The sequence below is a fragment of the Shewanella halotolerans genome (genome assembly GCF_019457535.1).
GTDB classification, from domain to species: Bacteria; Pseudomonadota; Gammaproteobacteria; order Enterobacterales; family Shewanellaceae; genus Shewanella; species Shewanella halotolerans.
Window position 1 is genome coordinate 4619940 of record NZ_CP080417.1, and the last position, 22256, is coordinate 4642195.

At 51.4% G+C, this 22256-nt stretch carries 15 protein-coding genes and 3 rRNA genes; 4 read left to right on the top strand and 14 right to left on the bottom strand.

The features are described from left to right. Positions 1-295: 295 nt before the first annotated feature. The 4 genes from rrf to ccoG all read right to left on the bottom strand — a co-directional run bounded on the left by rrf (position 296) and on the right by ccoG (position 7342). Positions 296-411 (bottom strand): 5S ribosomal RNA (gene rrf / locus K0H81_RS20015). 134 nt (positions 412-545) lie between these two features. Further along, positions 546-3438, bottom strand: a 23S ribosomal RNA gene (locus tag K0H81_RS20020). 280 nt (positions 3439-3718) lie between these two features. Next, a 16S ribosomal RNA gene (locus K0H81_RS20025) occupies positions 3719-5263 on the bottom strand. The 16S, 23S and 5S rRNA genes sit together here, the layout of an rRNA operon. 651 nt (positions 5264-5914) lie before the next feature. After that, the gene (ccoG, locus tag K0H81_RS20030) at positions 5915-7342 is read right to left on the bottom strand and encodes a cytochrome c oxidase accessory protein CcoG (RefSeq protein WP_220043771.1); all 1428 of its coding nucleotides are present in this window, start codon (positions 7340-7342) and stop codon (positions 5915-5917) included. Positions 7343-7430: 88 nt separating this feature from the next. Here ccoG and K0H81_RS20035 point away from each other — a divergent pair, with 88 nt between their 5' ends. The 4 genes from K0H81_RS20035 to K0H81_RS20050 all read left to right on the top strand — a co-directional run bounded on the left by K0H81_RS20035 (position 7431) and on the right by K0H81_RS20050 (position 9913). Beyond that, positions 7431-7784: a hypothetical protein gene (locus tag K0H81_RS20035; RefSeq protein ID WP_011867607.1), complete on the top strand. Its 354-nt coding sequence runs from the start codon at positions 7431-7433 to the stop codon at positions 7782-7784. Between the two features lie 122 nt (positions 7785-7906). Next, positions 7907-8809, top strand: coding sequence for a 1,4-dihydroxy-2-naphthoyl-CoA synthase (locus K0H81_RS20040; RefSeq protein WP_220059485.1), 903 nt, complete (start codon positions 7907-7909; stop codon positions 8807-8809). Positions 8810-8998: 189 nt separating this feature from the next. Further along, entirely contained in the window at positions 8999-9190 is a 192-nt protein-coding gene (locus K0H81_RS20045) for a DUF2061 domain-containing protein (RefSeq protein ID WP_144202201.1), read from the top strand. Positions 9191-9382: 192 nt separating this feature from the next. Further along, a complete protein-coding gene (locus K0H81_RS20050) occupies positions 9383-9913 on the top strand; it encodes a porin family protein (protein ID WP_220059486.1) in 531 nt (176 codons plus the stop codon). A gap of 102 nt (positions 9914-10015) precedes the next feature. Here K0H81_RS20050 and K0H81_RS20055 read toward each other — a convergent pair whose 3' ends face one another. The 10 genes from K0H81_RS20055 to atpD all read right to left on the bottom strand — a co-directional run bounded on the left by K0H81_RS20055 (position 10016) and on the right by atpD (position 22226). Then, positions 10016-10366 carry a cupredoxin domain-containing protein gene (locus tag K0H81_RS20055; protein WP_220059487.1) on the bottom strand — a complete coding sequence of 117 codons (351 nt, stop codon included), beginning with the start codon at positions 10364-10366 and terminating at the stop codon, positions 10016-10018. A gap of 9 nt (positions 10367-10375) precedes the next feature. Next, the gene (locus K0H81_RS20060) at positions 10376-12619 is read right to left on the bottom strand and encodes a heavy metal translocating P-type ATPase (RefSeq protein ID WP_258406345.1); all 2244 of its coding nucleotides are present in this window, start codon (positions 12617-12619) and stop codon (positions 10376-10378) included. Between the two features lie 2 nt (positions 12620-12621). Further along, entirely contained in the window at positions 12622-13083 is a 462-nt protein-coding gene (locus tag K0H81_RS20065) for a MerR family transcriptional regulator (protein ID WP_220059489.1), read from the bottom strand. Positions 13084-13263: 180 nt separating this feature from the next. Further along, on the bottom strand, positions 13264-15093 hold the full coding sequence (gene glmS, locus K0H81_RS20070) for a glutamine--fructose-6-phosphate transaminase (isomerizing) (RefSeq protein WP_144202228.1): 1830 nt from the start codon (positions 15091-15093) through the stop codon (positions 13264-13266). A 35-nt stretch (positions 15094-15128) separates the two neighbouring features. Next, positions 15129-15899 (bottom strand): DeoR/GlpR family DNA-binding transcription regulator, encoded by a 771-nt coding sequence (locus K0H81_RS20075; protein WP_011867631.1) that lies wholly within the window; start codon positions 15897-15899, stop codon positions 15129-15131. Between the two features lie 145 nt (positions 15900-16044). After that, positions 16045-18183 carry a TonB-dependent receptor gene (locus K0H81_RS20080; RefSeq protein WP_220059490.1) on the bottom strand — a complete coding sequence of 713 codons (2139 nt, stop codon included), beginning with the start codon at positions 18181-18183 and terminating at the stop codon, positions 16045-16047. 210 nt (positions 18184-18393) lie between these two features. After that, positions 18394-19758 carry a bifunctional UDP-N-acetylglucosamine diphosphorylase/glucosamine-1-phosphate N-acetyltransferase GlmU gene (glmU, locus tag K0H81_RS20085; protein ID WP_144202232.1) on the bottom strand — a complete coding sequence of 455 codons (1365 nt, stop codon included), beginning with the start codon at positions 19756-19758 and terminating at the stop codon, positions 18394-18396. Positions 19759-19868: 110 nt separating this feature from the next. Continuing rightward, the gene (locus K0H81_RS20090; protein WP_220059491.1) at positions 19869-20222 is read right to left on the bottom strand and encodes a DsrE/DsrF/TusD sulfur relay family protein; all 354 of its coding nucleotides are present in this window, start codon (positions 20220-20222) and stop codon (positions 19869-19871) included. A gap of 165 nt (positions 20223-20387) precedes the next feature. Continuing rightward, positions 20388-20816 (bottom strand): F0F1 ATP synthase subunit epsilon, encoded by a 429-nt coding sequence (locus tag K0H81_RS20095; RefSeq protein ID WP_011867635.1) that lies wholly within the window; start codon positions 20814-20816, stop codon positions 20388-20390. Positions 20817-20849: 33 nt separating this feature from the next. After that, positions 20850-22226 (bottom strand): F0F1 ATP synthase subunit beta, encoded by a 1377-nt coding sequence (atpD, locus tag K0H81_RS20100; RefSeq protein WP_011867636.1) that lies wholly within the window; start codon positions 22224-22226, stop codon positions 20850-20852. Positions 22227-22256: the final 30 nt, after the last annotated feature.

Below are 22256 nucleotides of genomic sequence, written 5' to 3' on the forward strand. Positions count from 1 at the left end.
GGCTGTGGGCTGCGTGTGAAGCAACACTTTCGCGCGACCTACATGGATGTAGGAAGTGCCATAAATTGCTGGGAGCAATTTAGGCGCCTGTCATGGCCAGCTCCGCTAAAGCTTCGCGCTCATAAGCACATCGCTATCGCGATATTCGCCCTACTTCACATGGAAATGCACCTCACTACGTTCGGGCTCTTTATATTCCCCATGTTCGAGTTGATATTTCAAAGGCTGTTAAACGAAAAAATCCCCAACACTAGGTGCTGGGGATTTATCGACTCTCTTTCGAGAATAAATAGGCGCCTGGAAATGACCTACTCTCACATGGGGAGACCCCACACTACCATCGGCGCGATTGCGTTTCACTTCTGAGTTCGGGATGGGATCAGGTGGGACCACAATGCTATGGTTTCCAGACAAATTTGGAAATTCGGAAAGCTGTACTCTTTATTTAAGAGTCAATTTGAGTTCGGACTTCAATCAAGTACTTTTGTATTCTTTTGATTTTCGTAAACCATTACTTACTTTGCAGTAAAACCCTTTTGGGTTGTATGGTTAAGCCTCACGAGTCATTAGTACAGGTTAGCTCAACGCCTCACAACGCTTACACACCCTGCCTATCAACGTCCTAGTCTCGGACGGCTCTTTAGAGACCTTAAAGGTCTAGGGATGACTCATCTTAGGGCTCGCTTCCCGCTTAGATGCTTTCAGCGGTTATCGATTCCGAACGTAGCTACCGGGCAATGCCATTGGCATGACAACCCGAACACCAGCGGTTCGTCCACTCCGGTCCTCTCGTACTAGGAGCAGCTCCCTTCAATCATCCAACGCCCACGGCAGATAGGGACCGAACTGTCTCACGACGTTCTGAACCCAGCTCGCGTACCACTTTAAATGGCGAACAGCCATACCCTTGGGACCGACTTCAGCCCCAGGATGTGATGAGCCGACATCGAGGTGCCAAACACCGCCGTCGATATGAACTCTTGGGCGGTATCAGCCTGTTATCCCCGGAGTACCTTTTATCCGTTGAGCGATGGCCCTTCCATTCAGAACCACCGGATCACTATGACCTGCTTTCGCACCTGCTCGACGTGTATGTCTCGCAGTTAAGCTGGCTTATGCCATTGCACTAACCGTACGATGTCCGACCGTACTTAGCCAACCTTCGTGCTCCTCCGTTACTCTTTGGGAGGAGACCGCCCCAGTCAAACTACCCACCAGGCACTGTCCTCAACCCCGATTCAGGGGCCAGAGTTAGAACATCAACACTACAAGGGTGGTATTTCAAGGATGACTCCACGAGAACTGGCGTTCCCGCTTCAAAGTCTCCCACCTATCCTACACATGTAGGGTCAATGTTCAGTGCCAAGCTATAGTAAAGGTTCACGGGGTCTTTCCGTCTAGCCGCGGGTATACGGCATCTTCACCGCAATTTCAACTTCACTGAGTCTCGGCTGGAGACAGCGTGGCCATCATTACGCCATTCGTGCAGGTCGGAACTTACCCGACAAGGAATTTCGCTACCTTAGGACCGTTATAGTTACGGCCGCCGTTTACCGGGGCTTCGATCATGAGCTTCTCCGAAGATAACCCAATCAATTAACCTTCCGGCACCGGGCAGGCGTCACACCGTATACTTCCTCTTGCGAGTTTGCACAGTGCTGTGTTTTTGATAAACAGTTGCAGCCACCTGGTATCTGCGACTCCCGTCAGCTTAGAGAGCAAGTCTCATCACCAACAGGAGCGTACCTTCTCCCGAAGTTACGGTACCATTTTGCCTAGTTCCTTCAGCCGAGTTCTCTCAAGCGCCTTGGTATTCTCTACCCGACCACCTGTGTCGGTTTGGGGTACGATTCCTACTAACCTGAAGCTTAGAAGATTTTCCTGGAAGCATGGCATCAACTACTTCATCACCGTAGTGACTCGTCATCAACTCTCAGTATTAGGTACCCGGATTTGCCTAAGTACCCTACCTACAGCCTTAAACGCGGACAACCAACGCCGCGCTAGCCTAGCCTTCTCCGTCTCTCCATCGCAGTTAGCAGAAGTACGGGAATATTAACCCGTTTCCCATCGACTACGCCTTTCGGCCTCGCCTTAGGGGTCGACTCACCCTGCCCCGATTAACGTTGGACAGGAACCCTTGGTCTTTCGGCGAGGAGGTTTTTCACCCCCTTTATCGTTACTCATGTCAGCATTCGCACTTCTGATACCTCCAGCGTGGGTTACCCCTTCACCTTCAACGGCTTACAGAACGCTCCTCTACCGCACTAGCGCAAGCGCTAGTACCCATAGCTTCGGTGTATTGCTTAGCCCCGTTATATCTTCCGCGCAGGCCGACTCGACTAGTGAGCTATTACGCTTTCTTTAAATGATGGCTGCTTCTAAGCCAACATCCTAGCTGTCTAAGCCTTCCCACATCGTTTCCCACTTAGCAATAACTTTGGGACCTTAGCTGATGGTCTGGGTTGTTTCCCTTTTCACGACGGACGTTAGCACCCGCCGTGTGTCTCCCGAGTAGTACTCATTGGTATTCGGAGTTTGCAAAGGGTTGGTAAGTCGGGATGACCCCCTAGCCTTAACAGTGCTCTACCCCCAATGGTATTCGCTCGAGGCGCTACCTAAATAGCTTTCGAGGAGAACCAGATATCTCCCGGTTTGATTGGCCTTTCACCCCCAGCCACAAGTCATCACCGCATTTTTCAACATACGTGTGTTCGGTCCTCCAGTTGATGTTACTCAACCTTCAACCTGCCCATGGCTAGATCACCGGGTTTCGGGTCTACACCTTGCAACTAAACGCGCAGTTAACACTCGGTTTCCCTACGGCTCCGCTATTCGCTTAACCTCGCTACAAAATGTAAGTCGCTGACCCATTATACAAAAGGTACGCAGTCACGGTCTCAAGAACCGCTCCCACTGCTTGTACGTATACGGTTTCAGGTTCTATTTCACTCCCCTCACAGGGGTTCTTTTCGCCTTTCCCTCACGGTACTGGTTCACTATCGGTCAGTCAGGAGTATTTAGCCTTGGAGGATGGTCCCCCCATATTCGAACAAGATATCACGTGTCCCGTCCTACTCGTTTTCACCTAAAGTTAGTTTTCATGTACGGGGCTATCACCCTGTATCGCTGTGCTTTCCAACACATTCCACTAACACCCTCTAGGCTTAAGGGCTAATCCCCGTTCGCTCGCCGCTACTAGGGGAATCTCGGTTGATTTCTTTTCCTAAGGGTACTTAGATGTTTCAGTTCCCCTCGTTCGCCTCATTAAGCTATGTATTCACTTAATGATGACACCTTATGGTGCCGGGTTTCCCCATTCGGACATCGTTAGCTCAAATGCTTGTTACTAGCTCGCCAACGCTTTTCGCAAGTTACTACGTCCTTCATCGCCTCTGACTGCCAAGGCATCCACCGTATACGCTTAGTCACTTAACCATACAACCCAAATGAGTTTCATCTGAGTCGCATCGCAACTAACGGTTTCTACTTTCGCCAAAAGAATACTCAAGTCACTTGATTAAAGTGTGTTTTGAGAACTCAATTATTTTTCGCGCTAATGCTACAAACAGCGATAAATCGCCATCCCTTTCACATTAACACTATCAGCTTTCCAAATTTTTAAAGAACAAGCATCGTCGCTCGGACGTGCCACTCGCTCTAACAAGAACAAGTTATCTGTGTGAACACTCAACAAATATCAATTCAATCGTATAGGTAAGGAGGTGATCCAGCCCCAGGTTCCCCTAGGGCTACCTTGTTACGACTTCACCCCAGTCATGAACCACACCGTGGTAAACGCCCTCCCGAAGGTTAAGCTATCTACTTCTGGTGCAGCCCACTCCCATGGTGTGACGGGCGGTGTGTACAAGGCCCGGGAACGTATTCACCGTGGCATTCTGATCCACGATTACTAGCGATTCCGACTTCATGGAGTCGAGTTGCAGACTCCAATCCGGACTACGACCGGCTTTGTGAGATTAGCTCCACCTCGCGGCTTCGCAACCCTCTGTACCGACCATTGTAGCACGTGTGTAGCCCTACTCGTAAGGGCCATGATGACTTGACGTCGTCCCCACCTTCCTCCGGTTTATCACCGGCAGTCTCCCTAAAGTTCCCGGCATTACCCGCTGGCAAGTAAGGATAAGGGTTGCGCTCGTTGCGGGACTTAACCCAACATTTCACAACACGAGCTGACGACAGCCATGCAGCACCTGTCTCAGAGTTCCCGAAGGCACCAATCCATCTCTGGAAAGTTCTCTGGATGTCAAGAGTAGGTAAGGTTCTTCGCGTTGCATCGAATTAAACCACATGCTCCACCGCTTGTGCGGGCCCCCGTCAATTCATTTGAGTTTTAACCTTGCGGCCGTACTCCCCAGGCGGTCTACTTAATGCGTTAGCTTGAGAACCCAGTGTTCAAGACACCAAATTCCGAGTAGACATCGTTTACGGCGTGGACTACCAGGGTATCTAATCCTGTTTGCTCCCCACGCTTTCGTACCTGAGCGTCAGTCTTTGTCCAGGGGGCCGCCTTCGCCACCGGTATTCCTTCAGATCTCTACGCATTTCACCGCTACACCTGAAATTCTACCCCCCTCTACAAGACTCTAGTTGACCAGTTCGAAATGCAGTTCCCAGGTTAAGCCCGGGGCTTTCACATCTCGCTTAATCAACCGCCTGCGTACGCTTTACGCCCAGTAATTCCGATTAACGCTTGCACCCCTCGTATTACCGCGGCTGCTGGCACGAAGTTAGCCGGTGCTTCTTCTGCGAGTAACGTCACAGCTAACGGGTATTAACCGTTAACCTTTCCTCCTCGCTGAAAGTGCTTTACAACCCGAAGGCCTTCTTCACACACGCGGCATGGCTGCATCAGGCTTGCGCCCATTGTGCAATATTCCCCACTGCTGCCTCCCGTAGGAGTCTGGGCCGTGTCTCAGTCCCAGTGTGGCTGATCATCCTCTCAGAACAGCTAGGGATCGTCGCCTAGGTGAGCCATTACCTCACCTACTAGCTAATCCCACCTAGGTACATCCAATCGCAGAAGGTCCGAAGAGCCCCTCTTTTCCCCCGTAGGGCGTATGCGGTATTAGCAGTCGTTTCCAACTGTTATCCCCCTCGACTGGGCAGTTCCCTAGGCATTACTCACCCGTCCGCCGCTCGTCATCTTCAAAAGCAAGCTTTTGAAATGTTACCGCTCGACTTGCATGTGTTAGGCCTGCCGCCAGCGTTCAATCTGAGCCATGATCAAACTCTTCAATTAAAAGTTTTTTTGTTTGGCTTTCGCCAAACGACTCAATGAATTCTGATTCATATAAATGACTCGGAAGAATCATCTACATGTTTGTACATATTGCTATGAACACTCATCGTTGCATTGAGATTTAAATCGTTTTCGATTAACTCAATACCTGTGAGTGTCCACACAGATTTCTTGTTTTATCTTGTTAAAGAGCATTGCATCGTATGTTGATGCCGCCGTTGGCGCCGGGCCGTTGGCTTAGGGATGCGTATTCTACACTTCCCGATGTTGGCGTCAAGGGTTAATTTTAAGAAGTTTTTCAAGCGTCGATTCTTTAACCAGAAGGCGACATTTGAAAGCCTTAAACCACTCTCTGCCCGACTCAACTCATTGCGTTTAACCGCGACTGGAATCGAGTCACTGACCAGGCTGAACCCCTCTGTTTATCTGGCTTTCACCAGTTGAAGAAGTTGCTGCGCCGTATCAGTGGATGCGCATTATAGGGAGACGATTCTTTTACGCAAGGGCTTTTTGAAAGAAAATGACACTTTGAAGACTAAGCGGGCAATAATCAGACATTACGTACAAAAAAGGGGCTAAAAAGCCCCTTTTTCCTATCTTTCGCTACCTTTTACTATCTTTTACTACTAGTGAGTAATAGTCGCAGCCAGGTTATTGGCTAAAGAAGCGTGACTCTTGGGTCGCCTCGACTGTCTCACCGTCTAATACCGTGGTGACCTTGAAGTCGACTCTGGTCATGGCACGTGACAGTCCTACAGGATCCACGGCGACACTCACAGGCAGGGTCAACACCTCGCCTCCTTCGATAGTCACAGATTGCGGACCATACCACTGATAGTCAGGCAGACCGTCGACACTGAGTTGATACTCATGCTTGGCTTCCGTCTTATTGAGAATCTTCAGGGTAAAGGTGTTCTCGATTAGACCTTGATCATTTTCCCTAAAGAGCTGGTTACGGTCGCGAATGATATCGATACGTACAGGTGCTATGGTCACCGTCGCATAGATAAAGACCAAGATCATGAATGCCAACACGGCGCCATAACCCAGGAGCTTAGGTCGTAGTACCTTCTCTTTCACGCCTTCGAGTTTGTTTTCCGTGGTGTAGGCGATCAGGCCTTTGTCGTAACCCATGCGCTCCATAGTGGTATCACAGGCGTCGATACAAGAGCCACAGTTGATACACTCATATTGCAGACCATTACGAATATCGATACCGGTAGGACACACCTGCACACAGAGATCGCAGTCGATACAATCGCCCAGGCCAAGGGCCTTAGGATCCGCCTTTCGCGAACGGGGACCACGATCTTCACCACGCTTAGTGTCATAACCCACTATAAAGGTGTTCTTGTCGAACATAGCCGATTGGAAGCGGGCGTATGGGCACATGTGGATACACATGATCTCGCGCATCCAGCCGGCGTTACCATAGGTGGCCACGGTAAACAGGGTTACCCAGAAATAGATGGCGCCCGAGGCGCTGCCACTAAAGACGTCGGCATAGACTTCGGTAGTCGGTACGAAATAGGAGACGAAGGTCATGGCGGTGAGTAGCGACACCAACAACCAGGAGAGATGCTTGGCGGTCTTGCGCCAGACCTTATTAAAACTCCATGGCATCTGATCTAACTTCATCCGCTTATTACGGGCACCTTCAAATTTCTCTTCGAACCAGATGAAAATAAAGGTCCACACCGTCTGCGGGCAGGTATAACCACACCAGACACGGCCAAGATAAGTTGTCACAAAAAAGAGACCAAACGCGGCTATCATTAATAATGCAGCGAGTAAGGTAAGGTCTTGGGGCCAAATGGTTAGGCCGAAGATATGAAACTTCTGCTCACCCAGATTAAACCAGACGGCTTGTCTGTCTCCCCAGGGGATCCAGGGCAAGATAAGGAAAAAGAGCATAGCAACCCAGCCCAAGCGGCGACGTAGCTGAGTCCAAAATCCTTCTATTGCTCTAACATAAATACGATTGCGGGGATTAAAACGATCGGATTTATTCTCGTCCGGCTGATGAATTTTGATCCGCTCAGCCTTGGAATAATCCTTTTTATTTGATTCTGCGTTCATATTTAACAGCCTTACAGCTTTAATATTCCATGAAAACTGGCTTATTATACATTTCTAATACTGATTGTTCACCATGGTTGGATAAATAATGAGAGGCTGGATTATTTTAGGTGCAGGGATAGGATTACTCTATTATCTAGCGACCGAGACAGACAAACTCGATGAGCCCATCGCGCAAACGGATGCCCTGATGAAGCGTATCGAACGTAAACTCGACTCGATGACGGGAACCAAGATCATTCGCGTCGACAAAAACATCGCGATGTTTAAGACGCAAATCGCCGAGCGACTGACTCGAAAAGAGTTAGCGGCACTGGACAATATTCTCGAATCGAAAGAGTCGGTGCTCGAGTTTACCGAGAAATATTGCGGCAATAGTAGCAATCGCTTTGACGAGCTGAGCAAAGATAACCAGCAATTTATCTGCGACAAGCTCAGATAATCCCTCACAGGCAACAGAAAGCTTTGCCCAGCGCACGGTTTTCTGCAGCCTAATTGATCTCTATTCATAATGAGCCTAGCCTTGGCTCATCATCTCGATGCGACACACATAGGGTTACGAACATGACAGACAAGGTTTCCGATATCTTTGATCCCTCCTTATGGGATCGAGTGCCAGGATTTGATTTCGAAGATATTACCTACCATAGGGCGAAGGATCAGGGCACGGTACGTATCGCCATAGATCGTCCAGATTGCCTCAACTCATTTCGCCCTAAGACGGTCGATGAACTCTATATCGCCCTGGATCATGCCCGCCAATGGTCTGATGTAGGTTGTGTACTCCTGACCGGCAACGGCCCGTCGGCCAAGGGACAATGGTCCTTCAGTGCCGGTGGCGATCAGCGTATTCGCGGCAAAGATGGCTACAAATATGAAGGCGAAGAGACAGATAGGCCCGACTTGGCACGCATGGGCCGCCTGCATATCTTAGAGGTGCAGCGCCTGATCCGTTTCATGCCTAAGGTGGTAATAGCGGTCGTGCCGGGCTGGGCGGTAGGCGGTGGTCATAGCCTGCATGTGGTCTGCGATCTTACCCTGGCCTCAAAAGAGCATGCGGTATTTAAACAAACCGACCCGGATGTAGGCAGCTTCGACTCGGGCTATGGCAGCGCCTACCTCGCCAAGATGATTGGCCAGAAGCGCGCCCGGGAAATTTTCTTCCTCGGTTTTAATTACAGCGCCGATGAGGCCTTCGACATGGGCATGGTCAATCGCGCCATCCCCCATGCTGAGTTGGAAACCGAGGCGCTGAGATGGGCCAAAGAGATCAACTCTAAGTCGCCTACGGCCATGCGTATGTTGAAGTACGGCTTTAACCTGCCGGACGATGGCTTGGTGGGTCAGCAACTGTTTGCCGGTGAGGCGACACGCCTGGCCTATGGTACCGACGAGGCGGTAGAAGGACGTGATGCCTTCCTGGAAAAACGGGATCAGGATTTCTCTAAGTTCCCTTGGCATTACTAGTCTCTACGTACCACTAAAATCACACCAGCCGCCCCAGAGTGCCAGTTAAGGTATCTGTCACTCTGGGCATTTTTCTCGACTCGCTCATCTTTATTAATCGTCTTACTGCATTAAGCCAATCGCACTCTCCGACTTTACAACTTAAATGATAATAATTATCATTTAACTAAATCTAAGAGGAGACGCATCATGGCTAAGACATTCACCTTTGCAGTACTACACTTCGGTGTCGCATTCGGAATCACCTACCTGTTAACCGGTAGCATAGTGATAGGTGGCGCCGTGGCACTCATAGAACCGGCGATCAACACTGTCGTGTTCTACTTCCACGATAAGGTGTGGCAACGCATAGAGAAGCGCTCCCAGCCGCTGTTAGCCTAATTCACAACTAATTACCGCCAACAGTAGCTTTTAACGCTTAAAAGCAGACCATGTTTAGATTAATAATTGAAAAATAACTAATTTAACAGACGATAATTTTAAACAAAATCAAATTATCTGTACCCTTTGTAGGCGACATCTGCTATAAGTCGGATTCGATATTTTGCCGTTATCAACTTACAAAGGATTGTTATGAAAGCTCTTCTTGCCGCAGCTTGCCTGCTCGTTACACCTCTCTCTTTCGCGTCGGATTACCATCACGCCCTATCGGTCGGTGCGGGGATAGGTTATACCAGTATTTCATCAGATGATCATGTCTCCGATAATATTCCACTTCACTATGATCTTGCCTATCGCTACCAATTTTCCTCCGAATGGGGCCTAGAAGTGGGCTACCAGGATGTATTTGTCAACAATATTATTATCATTGGTAATCAAATGGATGATGTCGACAGCTTCCGAGCGGCAGCCCTGTATACACTCCCCTTGTCTCAGCGAAACAGTCTGGTATTTAAACTGGGCGCCAACCAATATCGACTAAAATTTACTGATACCGACGACAACGGCCGCAAATATACAGATGATGGTACTGGCCTGCTGGCAGGACTAGGTTGGCGGATGGAGTTTGCGTCGGGCATGGATCTCGGTCTCACCTATCACTATCAAGCGATGGATTTACTCGATACCCATACCTTTACTTTCGCCCTCGGTTATCGATTCTAAATCACCCGATAAAAAATAGGGCAAACCTGACAATAGCGTTTGCCCTACTATTTATACTAAATCCCTCTATCAGACCTTATTCAACTCCTTTATTCACCCTTTTCATTCGACGACTATCACACCTTTGTACATCTGCATCTGGCAGTGGAATGCATACTCTCCGGGTGTCATGGCCGGAATATTAATAACCGTAGGCTTATCCAATGCCAGCTCCTCACTGATCTCCAGCGCTGGCAACTGTAGTATCGCCGAACAGGCTGACTTATCCTGCCTTAGAAAGGTAAGTGATGTCGCCTGCCCCGAGGGGATCTTGACACGCGACGGCGTATAGACCCCGTCTTTGACCACTATCTCTATGCCTTCTTGACTCACGGGCGCCTCGGGCGAGTAGAGCCAAAACCACCAGACGATAAAACCGATAAGGGCGAGACAGAACAGATTGATAAATAACATACCAGCCTCCTAATGCGCTTTGGCTTTAAACAGACGCAGACGATTGGCGTTGCTCACCACGGTTAGCGATGAGAAGGCCATGGCCGCACCGGCAATCACAGGGTTAAGCAGTAAGCCAAACATGGGGTAGAGGATGCCGGCGGCAATGGGAATACCCGCGGCGTTGTAGACGAAGGCGCCAAACAGATTCTGCTTGATATTTCTCAGCGTTGCCTTGCTGACCGCAATCGCATCGGCCAAGCCGTGCAAGGAGCCACGCATCAGGGTGATGTCGGCACTCTCAATAGCCACATCCGTACCTGTGCCTATGGCAAAGCCCACGTTAGCCAGTGCCAGCGCCGGGGCATCGTTGATACCATCTCCCGTCATGCCCACCACCTCACCATCTTTCTGCAACTCGGCGACCTTACTGGCCTTATCTTGGGGCATCACCTCTGCAAAAAACGTCTCTATGCCGACCTTAGCGGCCACCGCCTTGGCCGTGGCCTGATTATCTCCGGTTAACATCACCACCTTAATGCCATTGTGCTTGAGCCGTGCGATCGCCTCGGCCGAGTCAGGCTTGATAGGGTCTGCCACCGCTATGATGGCAATAAGCTCATTGTCTCTCGCCAGATACATGGGCGTCTTAGCCTCCGCCGCCAGCTGCTGCGCCTTGGCTTGATAAGCCTGAATATCCACCTCATAGTCCTGCATCAACGCCTGGTTACCAAACAGCAGCGACTGACCATTCAATTGAGCCTGTACGCCACGACCCGAAATGGCGGTAAATGCCTCGACATCCTCAAGCTCAATTTCACGACGAGTCGCCGACTCGACGATCGCCTCGGCCAGGGGATGCTCAGAGTGTCGCTCAATGCCGGCGGCCAGGGCTAGTACCTCACTCTCGCCAATGGAAGCAGCCTGAGTAACCACCACATCTGTGACCTGAGGTGAGCCCTGGGTAATAGTGCCCGTCTTATCCAGTACCATGACACTGATCTTAGAGGCAGTTTGTAGCGCCTCGCCGTTACGGATCAACACCCCAGACTCGGCAGCCTTGCCCACACCCACCATGACAGACATAGGCGTGGCCAGCCCCAGGGCACAGGGGCAGGCGATGATCAACACAGTCGTGGCCGAGACGATGGCAAACACCATGGAAGGTTCGGGGCCAAAGTTAAACCACACCATGGCGCTAACGATGGCGATGATCATGATGGCCGGTACGAAATAGCTGGCGATTACATCTGCAAGCCGACCGATAGGCAGCTTAGAGTTTTGCGCCCGCTTCACCATGGCGATAATTCTGGCCAGGGCAGTGTCTTTACCCACTCGGGTCGCGCTAAAGACGATGGAACCGGACTTGTTTAAGGTCCCCGTGACAACCTCGCTGTCGATCGCCTTCTCAACCGGCATAGGCTCGCCGGTCAACATAGACTCATCCACCATGGTGGCGCCCTCGATGACCACACCATCGACGGGGATCTTCTCGCCGGGGCGCACCCGAACCTTGTCACCTTGCAGCACCTGAGCAATGTCGATATCCAGCTCTTTACCATCGCGTATCACCCGTGCCGTCTTGGCCTGTAAGCCGATCAGACGCTTAATCGCCTCTGAGGTCTTGCCCCTGGCCTTGACCTCTAATGCCAATCCCAGGTTGATCAAACCTATGATCATCGCCGTGGCCTCAAAATAGACGTGGCGCGCCATCTCGGGCAGCAGGGTTGGAAAGGCGACCACCAGCATGGAATAGAGCCAGGCTGTGCCTGTACCTAAGGCGATAAGCGTGTCCATGTTGGCGTTGTGGTGCACAAAGGATTTCCACGCTCCCACATAGAAGTGTTTACCGGACAGGAGCATGATGCTCAGAGTCACCAAGCCCACCAGGCCCCAGGCTAGCTGCTCGGTCGTGGTCGTTACCGTCATCTCGCCGATAAACAGGCCGTAGATCATCAAGGGAATACCTACAGAAAGGGCGATAAAGGTATGGCGCAGCAGGCTGCGGTAATAGTCGAGATCCGCCTGCTCCTTCTCATCCATGGCATCATTACCCGCCTCGGCCTGCAGCTGGGTCGCGTTATAACCCGCCGCCTCGACAGCCGCAATCAGCTGCTGCGGCGTTGCCGAACCCGAGACATCGACGATGCGCTCGGCAAAGTTCATCTCGACCGAGTCGACACCGGGCACAGATTTTAATGCCTTCTCTATCTTACCGACGCAGCTGGCACAGCCAGCACCTATGATATTGAGTTGTACTCTGTTGGTGTCCATCTTCAATCCTCCAGGCTAGGCGTCATGCTTGATTCACGATTGGCTTCTATGTGGCTGCTTTCTGTATAAGTGCCTTCGATTAGATGACAGATCATGTTGCCGGTCGGCGCCTTATCCGGCTTATGGGACCAATCCGCTACCGCATTCGACAGCTTGCGTCTCAGCTTTACCATCTCTTCAAACTGCTTCTCTGTCTCCTCGAGCTTCAGCTGGATCATCTGCCGCACCAAGCCGCAAGCACTCTCGCCCTGATCCGTGCGCGAGAAGATCACCTTGATCTCATCGACGCTAAACCCCAGGTTTCTAGCGCTTAAGATAAACTGCATACGCGACTGATCCTTGTCGCTGTAGTCCTTGTAGCCGTTGACCGAAGACTTAGCCGGGCTCAGCAGGCCGATGCGGGTATAGAAGCGCACTGTATCGCCCGTGATATTAAGATTCTTTGCTAGTTGATTGACGCGCATATTCACTCCAACAAGACATTTTTTAAGCTCATGCCTTGACTATAAACCTGTGTGTTAGACACAGGTCAAGGAACTCAGAAAGAAAAAATCGAAAGCGTGATGAAAAAGCGACTGGCATAAAAAAAGCAGCCGTTAGAGAGGCTGCTTTTTCTGATATGGGGCTTAGTTTAAGAGCGCAAATTACTCTACCGTCACCGATTTTGCCAGGTTACGCGGCTGATCCACGTCGGTCCCCTTGATCAGGGCGACATGATAAGACAGCAGCTGCAACGGTATGGTGTAGATGAGCGGCGCCATGTAGTCGTCACAGTGTGGCACAGGGATCACCTTCATGGTGTCGTCTGACTCGAACTCGGCGTCCTTGTCGGCAAACACATACATCAGGCCACCACGGGCACGCACCTCTTCGACGTTCGACTTGAGCTTCTCCAGCAGTTCGTTGTTTGGCGCCACGACGATCACCGGCATATCGGCATCGATCAGTGCCAGCGGGCCATGTTTTAGCTCACCAGATGCATAAGCTTCGGCGTGGATGTAAGAGATCTCCTTAAGCTTAAGCGCACCTTCCATCGCGATAGGATACTGATCGCCACGGCCCAGGAACAGAGCGTGATGCTTATCGGCAAAGTCTTCGGCCAACTCGGCGATGGCATCATCCAAGCCTAGCGCCTGCTCCACCTTAGCCGGCATAGACTGCAGACTCTGGGTGATCTCGGCCAACATCTCGGGAGACATGCCGTTGTGACGACCGACAGCGGCGGTCAGCATTAGGAGACCTGCCAGCTGTACGGTAAAGGCCTTGGTTGAGGCCACGCCGATCTCGGCGCCCGCCTTCATCATGTAAGCCATGTCCGACTCGCGCACCAGAGAAGAACCTGGCGCGTTACAGATGGTCAGGGTCGCCTTGTAGCCCATCTCTTTGGCCAAACGCAGCGCGGCCAGGGTATCGGCGGTTTCGCCCGATTGAGAGATGGTCACCAGCAGGCTGTTGGGGAACAGGTGCGACTTGCGGTAACGGAACTCGGAGGCTATCTCGACGTTACAGGAAACGCCTGCCCAATCCTCAAGCCAGTAACGTGCCGCCATGCCCGCATGGTAGCTGGTACCACAGGCGATGATCTGCACGTGTTTGATATCTTTTAGGAACTCAGCCGCGTTTTCACCGAAGGCAGAATCCAGCACATGGCCACCGGCGATGCGTCCCTCCAGAGTATGAGCGATAGCGCGAGGCTGCTCATAGATCTCCTTGAGCATATAGTGACGGTACTCGCCCTTGTCGCCCGCATCATGAGTCACTTCCGACTCTTTCACTTCGCGCTCGACCGCGTTGCCATCAACGTCGAAGATACTCACGGTGCGACGGGTTACCTCGGCCACATCACCCTCTTCGAGGAAAGCGAACGAGCGGGTCACAGGCAGCAGCGCCAGCTGATCCGAGGCGACGAAGTTTTCGCCCAGGCCGAAACCTATCACCAGTGGGCTACCTGAGCGGGCGACTATCATGCGCTCGCTGTCACGGCGGTCGATAACAACCGTGCCGTAGGCACCTTCGAGTTGCTTAACCGTGGCCTGCACTGCGCCAAGCAGAGTGTCATGAGACTTAAGCTCATGGTGTACCAGGTGGCAGATCACTTCGGTATCTGTATCTGAGTTAAAGGTGTAACCCAGGCCCTTCAGCATGTCGCGTAGCTTATTGTGGTTTTCGATGATGCCGTTGTGCACCACGGCAATGTCACCGCTGGACTGATGAGGGTGAGCATTACGCTCACTCGGCTCGCCATGGGTCGCCCAACGCGTATGGGCGATGCCGGTGCCACCGACCAGCGGTGCCTGCTCTAAGGCACTAGACAGCTCTTGCACCTTGCCTACACGGCGTGTGCTTGCCAGTTCATTGTTATGGATAACCGCCACACCGGCAGAGTCATAACCACGATATTCGAGGCGGCGTAGCCCCTCGACTAGAATTTCCGCAACATCCCTTTGCGCCACTGCGCCAACGATTCCGCACATAGTTTTTTCCTACTTACTCTTACTAATTTAAAAATTTACTTTGAGTAGGGCGCGAGAATCACCTCTACACCCTGCTCGATAATCTGTTCTACCGTCTGCTCATCGACTCTGTCGTCGGTCACCAGCACGCTTATCTGCTGCCATGGCAGCTCCAGGTTAGGTATACGCCTGCCTATCTTGTCTGAGTCCACCATGACGATCACCTCACGGGAAACCTCGGCCATCACCTTGCTAAGACCGGTCAACTCGTTGAAGGTGGTAGTGCCTCTGGCGAGATCTATCCCATCGGCGCCGATGAACAGCTGATCGAAGTTATAGGAGCGCAGCACCTGTTCGGCCACCTGTCCCTGGAAAGATTCTGAATGGGGATCCCAGGTGCCGCCGGTCATCAGTAGCGTCGGCTCGTTTTCCAGCTCGTGTATGGCGTTGGCCAGCTGCAACGAGTTGGTCATCACCACCAGACCGCGCTTGGTATTGAGCTGCTGTACCAGGCCCGAAGTGGTACTGCCGCTGTCTATGATGATGCGGTTATGATCTTTAATCAGCCTGGCCGCCGCCTCGGCGATAGATAGCTTATTGGGGGCTATCTTGGCGCTGAACTGCTGAGTCACCTCATCGGGGATCGCCACGGCGCCACCGTAACGACGCAGCAGCAAGCCGGTTTTTTCCAGCACTGCCAAGTCTTTACGTATGGTGACTTCGGAGGTCTCGAAACGATTAGCCAGCTCATCGACGCTCACCTCGCCAGTCTCATTCAAGACGGCTATGATGCTGTGGCGGCGTTGCTGAGTGTTTCGTTTATTCACAAAGAGTTTCACTTAAGTTTCGTTTCGAAAGATGAATTATAGTGATTCGAAACTTTTTTACCAGCAATAAAGATTGAAAACCGAGCTAAAAACGCAAAAAGCCGCTATCACAGATAGCGGCTTAATGAGTGAAATGAAATTGAGATTAGAACTTGGCTTGCAGCGCTAAACCGAAGTGACGTCCCTCTCCCACGGTAACGTCCGTATTGGTACCACCGGCCAGGTAATCGGTATCGAACAGGTTCTTCACATTGAGGCGTACGCTGACATCGCTACCCATCACATCCATGGTATAGGCGGCGCCGATATCGAAGCGCACATAGGCATCCTTGGTGATGGTGTTATCCGTATTGGCGAAACGCTCGCCCACATAGATGGCACCAAAGTTAAGCGCTAAGGCCTCTGTCATCTCATAGCGGGTCCAGATGTTGGCCGACCACTCGGGGGCATCCACAGGCGTCTTGCCGTTGAGTCTGTCTTCTTCCGGCCGTTGATACTCGGCATCTAGATACATCATAGAGCCTGTCATGAACCACTTGTCGCTCAGCTGCCCTTGAGCCCCCATCTCGAAGCCTTTATGACGCTGTTCACCAGATTGAGTGGTGATCGTCTTATCGCCACTGGTCGGGATCACCTCGAGATCTTGGGTCACGGTAACATTGGATACCGTAATATCGAAAACAGCGCCGGTTAGCAGCAGACTGCCATCGAACAGCTCCCACTTGGTACCGACCTCATACTGCTCGCCATACTCAGGATCCAGATTCATCTGATCGTTCACATCATCCGGATCATTCACCATACCCTGGGGGGTGAAGCTCTTAGAGTAGTTGAAATAGATGCTGCCGTTCTCAGCCGGCGAGTAGATCACCCCAAACTTAGGCGATACCGCATAGCTGTTATTGCCCTTACCATCCTTCTTCTGCTCATCGTAACGTACACCGGCCAACAACTGCCATTGCTGGTTGATGGTCATCAGATCCTGAATATAGAAGCCATAATGCTTATAGTCGGACTCAGACTTGGTGGTGTCGCGATGATAATCCAAATCTGGACGAGGCACAGGCTGTCCCGGCATCACCAGCTGGTTCTTATCTCCCGCCTCCTTTAGCTGGCCATAGTAGTAGTCCAGCATATTGGCGCCGATCAACAGCTTGTGCTCGAAGTCGCCGGTGCTAAAGTCGCCGGTAAAGTCGATGAAGCCAGTCTTGTGTTGCCAGTCGTCATAACGATCGAATGGGCTAATGGTGTAACCATCGGTGAAGGGATCTTCCGAGCCCTTTACCAGGCTAGGTGAGGAATCTAAACGCTGACGATTAAACTGCTGATCGTTATAACCCGCCTTGATCTGCCAATCGTCGCTAAGATGATAGGTTAGCTCGGCGCCCAGGTTTGAGATGGTGTTATCGGTAAAGGCCCAGGGCTGATCCCAGATGATATCGCGGCCACCGATCAGCTCGCCTCGACTGTTGAGCCAGCCACCACGGTCTATGCCCGTCTTATCCTGAGTGTGGTCATACTTGAGCGACAGCATAAGATCGTCTGTGATATCGAACTCCAGATTCAGATAGCCCAACCAGCGATCCCGCTCCTGATTGCTGCCGTCCTGATATTCACGCCAATATTGAGTGTCTTGCTTAACCAGCACTGTGCGGTAACGTATGGTCTGCGCCTCATTAAGGCTGCCACCGGCATCCAGCTGAAAACGGGTAGAACCATGCTCGTCGGTATCGAAGCCCAGCTCAAACAGAGTGTCATAGATAGGCTTCTTGGTGACCATGTTGATCAGGCCACCAGGGCCAGACTGGCCATAGAGCATGCTAGAGGGGCCCTTTAACACCTCGACCTGTTGCAGGGTCTCGATAGGCTGCACATAATGAGACCACTGCTGCTGACCATTGATCAGATAACCCGAGCCCGATGACAGCTCGAAACCGCGGATGTTAAATACCTGACGATTCCACTTCTCACTGCCGCTGGTGACACTCGAGTCGTTTACCAGAACCTCCGACAGGTTGGTCGCCAACTGCTCGTCGGTCACAAAGTCGGGGATCACAGCCACAGATTGCGGCGTATCCATAAGATCGATATCACCACGCATGGCGCCAGAGGCGACGCCCACCTTATAGTCGTTGAAGGTTCGCCCCGTCACGGTAATACGTTCGATATTAGCCTCAACCAGGCTGTTTTCGGCATCATCGGCCACTGCAGGCGTCGCCGCCAGGGCGACCAACACGGCAAAACCGACAGGAGAATAGTTAAACGAACCTAGCTTAAATGACATGCAAACCTCACCACTAAACAACAAGTAAACGAAAGTTGCGACAAATATAAATGAGAATTGTTTTTATTTAAGATTATTTACATCCCTTTACACTGTTGGCCGATCCAGTTCACTAAATTAGCCTTATCGGCCAGAGAATTGGCAGTTATGCAATGAAAACGGGCATAAAAAAAGCGACCATAGAGGTCGCTTCTTCTTACTTTTACCAGCTTATTTCTTCTGCTTCACCGGACGGGTCCAGCCAGTCAGATGACGCTGTTTCACTCGGGTGATCACTAGCTCATCGGCCGCCACATCACGGGTAATGGTTGAGCCCGCACCTAATGTGGCCCCCTTACCTATGGTCACAGGCGCGACTAGCTGAGTATCGCTGCCCACAAACACGTCGTCTTCGATCACCGTCAGGTGCTTGTTGGCACCGTCATAGTTACAGGTAATGGTACCTGCACCGATATTCACCCCAGCGCCCACCTGAGCATCGCCAATATAGGCCAGGTGACCCGCCTTAGAGCCTTCACCCAGTACTGCCTTCTTCATCTCGACGAAGTTGCCGATATGGGCATCGCGCTTGAGCTCGGCGCCTGGGCGAAGACGGGCAAAGGGACCAGCACTGGCTGCTTCACCCACAATCGCATTTTCGATAATAGAATAAGGTTTAATCTCGGCGTTATCGCCAATCTCACAGTCGATGAGGATAGCGCCGGCGCCGATAGTCACGTTATTACCTATGGTCACCTTCCCCTGGAATACCACATTGACATCGATCATCACGTCCATGCCTACTGAGACTTCACCGCGCACGTCGATACGGGCAGGGTCACGTAAGTTAGCCCCCTCGAGCATTAGTTTCTCGGCGGCGCGAGCCTGATAGGCGCGCTCCAATTGAGCCAGCTGCACACGATTGTTTGCGCCCTCCACCTCGATGGCAGATGCTGGCTGCGCCGTAGTGATGCTCACGCCATCACGATGGGCCATAGCGACGATATCGGTAAGATAATATTCGCCCTGGGCATTGTCCGACGACAGCTGACCCAACCAGGCCTTAAGCTGCTTGCCGGGCGCGGCCATGATGCCTGTGTTGATCTCATTGATCTTAAGTTGTTCCTCGTTGGCATCCTTCTGCTCGACGATCCCCACAACCTTACCGGCCTCACGAACGATGCGACCATAGCCGGTTGGATCAGGCAGGTTCACAGTAAGAATGGCCAGGCCGTTAGCATCACGTGCCGCCAATAGGGCTTCCAGTGTCGAGGCCTGGATCAGAGGCACATCGCCGTAGAGGATCAGGACAGTATCATCGTCGCCAATATTGTCATTGGCCTGAGCCACGGCGTGACCCGTACCCAACTGCTCGGCCTGCAATACCCAGTTCAGCGTCTGCTCACCCAGACGGGCCTTAAGCTTATCGGCGCCATAACCATAGACCAGCTGAATCGTCTCGCTCCCCAGTTGATGCGCGGTATCTATCACATGCTGCACCATGCTCTTATGGGCGATGGGATGGAGAACCTTGGGAAGGTCTGAGCGCATGCGAGTCCCTTTGCCTGCGGCCAAAATAACGACGTTCAGTGCCATGGAAATATCCTTGAATTATTACTGCTGATACAGAAGAAAATGCAAATTAAGTGGGCCGATTTTAATAGATTGCGCCGTCAAAAGCGACACGCGGCGCACCTTTAAAGCCGTTAGAAATTGATCACCTTGTCCGACTGCAGCAACCAGAGGGCGAGATCGTCCATGGTGGCCTTCACACATCCCTCGATAACACTCAGCTCATTAAGCCCGCGAGCCTGCACGCAGGAGGTGCAATACTTCACCTCGGCACCCTGGGCCAGAATAATCTCCAGCATCTGTTGTAGGTTATAGCCCTCACCCGGTGTTTGCCTAGGTAACACGCCCGTCACGGCATCGGACAAGAGAAACAGCTTAACCTTAGGTGTGGAAGTCTGTTCGTTGAGCTGTATCGCCAGACGTAGGGCGTTAAAGAGTTTCTCAGATCCATAAGGCGCATCGTTAACGACGATTAAGACTTTTTGCATGGAATATCCCTCATTGAAAACAAGGGCATCAGCCTATCACCGCCTTGAGGTCGAAACGTCTGACTCGATCACGTAAAGGGAGTAGAAAAATAGTTCCGGGGTGGGAAGTAGATACAAAAAAGGCGGTCACCCGAGGGCACCGCCTTTTATCATCAAACAATAACCTTATCTGGCAATGTTCTTCTTGATGGTCTCTACAACGCGCAATTGAGCGATAGCCTGAGCTAATTCAATCGCTGCAGCGGCATAGTTAAAGTCTGCGCCAGCATTAGCCATGTGGGCTTCTGCGCGACGCTTGGCTTCTACGGCTGCCTGCTCATCAATCTCTTCGGCACGCAATACTACGTCAGCCAATACTGATACTGAGAAAGGTTGTACTTCCAGGATACCACCCGAAAGATAGAAGACTTCCTCTTTACCATCTTGTTTGACGATGCGCGCCATGCCAGGTTTGATATGCGTAAGCAGAGGGGCGTGACCCGGCATAACGCCTAAATCACCCTCAGCACCTGAGACTTGTAGGTGTGCTACCAGACCCGAAAAGATGCTGCTTTCTGCGCTTACAATATCAAGTTGTACTGTCATGGCTGCCATCCGTTCTCCTTAAAATATCAAGCTAACGCCTGATTATTTTTTGTTAGCTCGCTCGATAACTTCGTCGATTGAACCTGCCATGTAGAACGCTTGCTCTGGAATGTGGTCGAACTCACCTTCCAATAGGCCTTTAAAGCCACGGATAGTGTCTTTAAGGGCAACGTACTTACCTGGAGAACCGGTGAATACTTCTGCTACGAAGAATGGCTGAGACAGATATTTTTCAATCTTACGCGCACGGGCAACGGTAGTCTTATCTTCATCAGATAGTTCGTCCATACCCAGAATCGCGATGATGTCTTTCAGCTCTTTATAGCGCTGTAGTACGTTCTGTACACCACTTGCTACGTCATAGTGCTCTTGGCCAACAACCTGTGGATCTAGCTGACGTGAAGTCGAATCCAGTGGGTCAACCGCTGGGTAGATACCCAGAGAAGCAATGTTACGTGACAGTACAACGGTCGCATCCAAGTGAGCGAAGGTTGTTGCTGGTGACGGATCCGTCAAGTCATCCGCAGGTACGTATACCGCTTGAACAGAGGTAATAGACCCTGTCTTAGTCGAGGTAATACGCTCCTGAAGAACACCCATCTCTTCAGCCAGTGTTGGCTGGTAACCTACCGCTGAAGGCATACGGCCTAGCAGTGCAGATACTTCGGTACCCGCTAGGGTGTAACGATAGATGTTATCGACGAACAATAGTACGTCTTTACCTTCGTCACGGAACTTCTCAGCCATAGTCAGACCGGTCAGTGCCACACGCAGACGGTTTCCTGGAGGCTCGTTCATCTGACCATAAACCATGGCCACTTTGTCGAGTACGCCAGATTCTTCCATCTCGTAGTAGAAGTCGTTACCCTCACGAGTACGCTCACCTACACCGGCGAATACTGACAAACCAGAGTGTGCTTTAGCGATGTTGTTAATCAGTTCCATCATGTTAACTGTCTTACCAACACCCGCACCACCAAACAGACCTACTTTACCACCCTTAGCAAACGGACATACAAGGTCGATTACCTTGATACCAGTTTCTAAAAGCTCAGTAGTGTTTGATTGATCTTCATATGAAGGCGCTTCACGGTGAATCACATAACGCTCATCTTCACCGATAGGACCCGCTTCATCAACTGGCTGACCTAGTACGTTCATGATACGGCCAAGAGTTGCACTCCCAACCGGAACAGTAATAGGTGAACCTGTGTTTACTACCTCGATACCACGACGCAGACCATCTGAAGAACCCATAGCGATGGTACGAACTACACCACCACCAAGCTGCTGCTGAACTTCCAGCACCAAGCCTTCACTTTTGATCTCTAGAGCGTCATAGACCTGAGGTACGGCATCATGTGGAAACTCAACGTCCACAACCGCGCCAATTACTTGGACAACAGTACCTGTGCTCATGATTAATCCTCTAAAACTTGTATTCGTTAC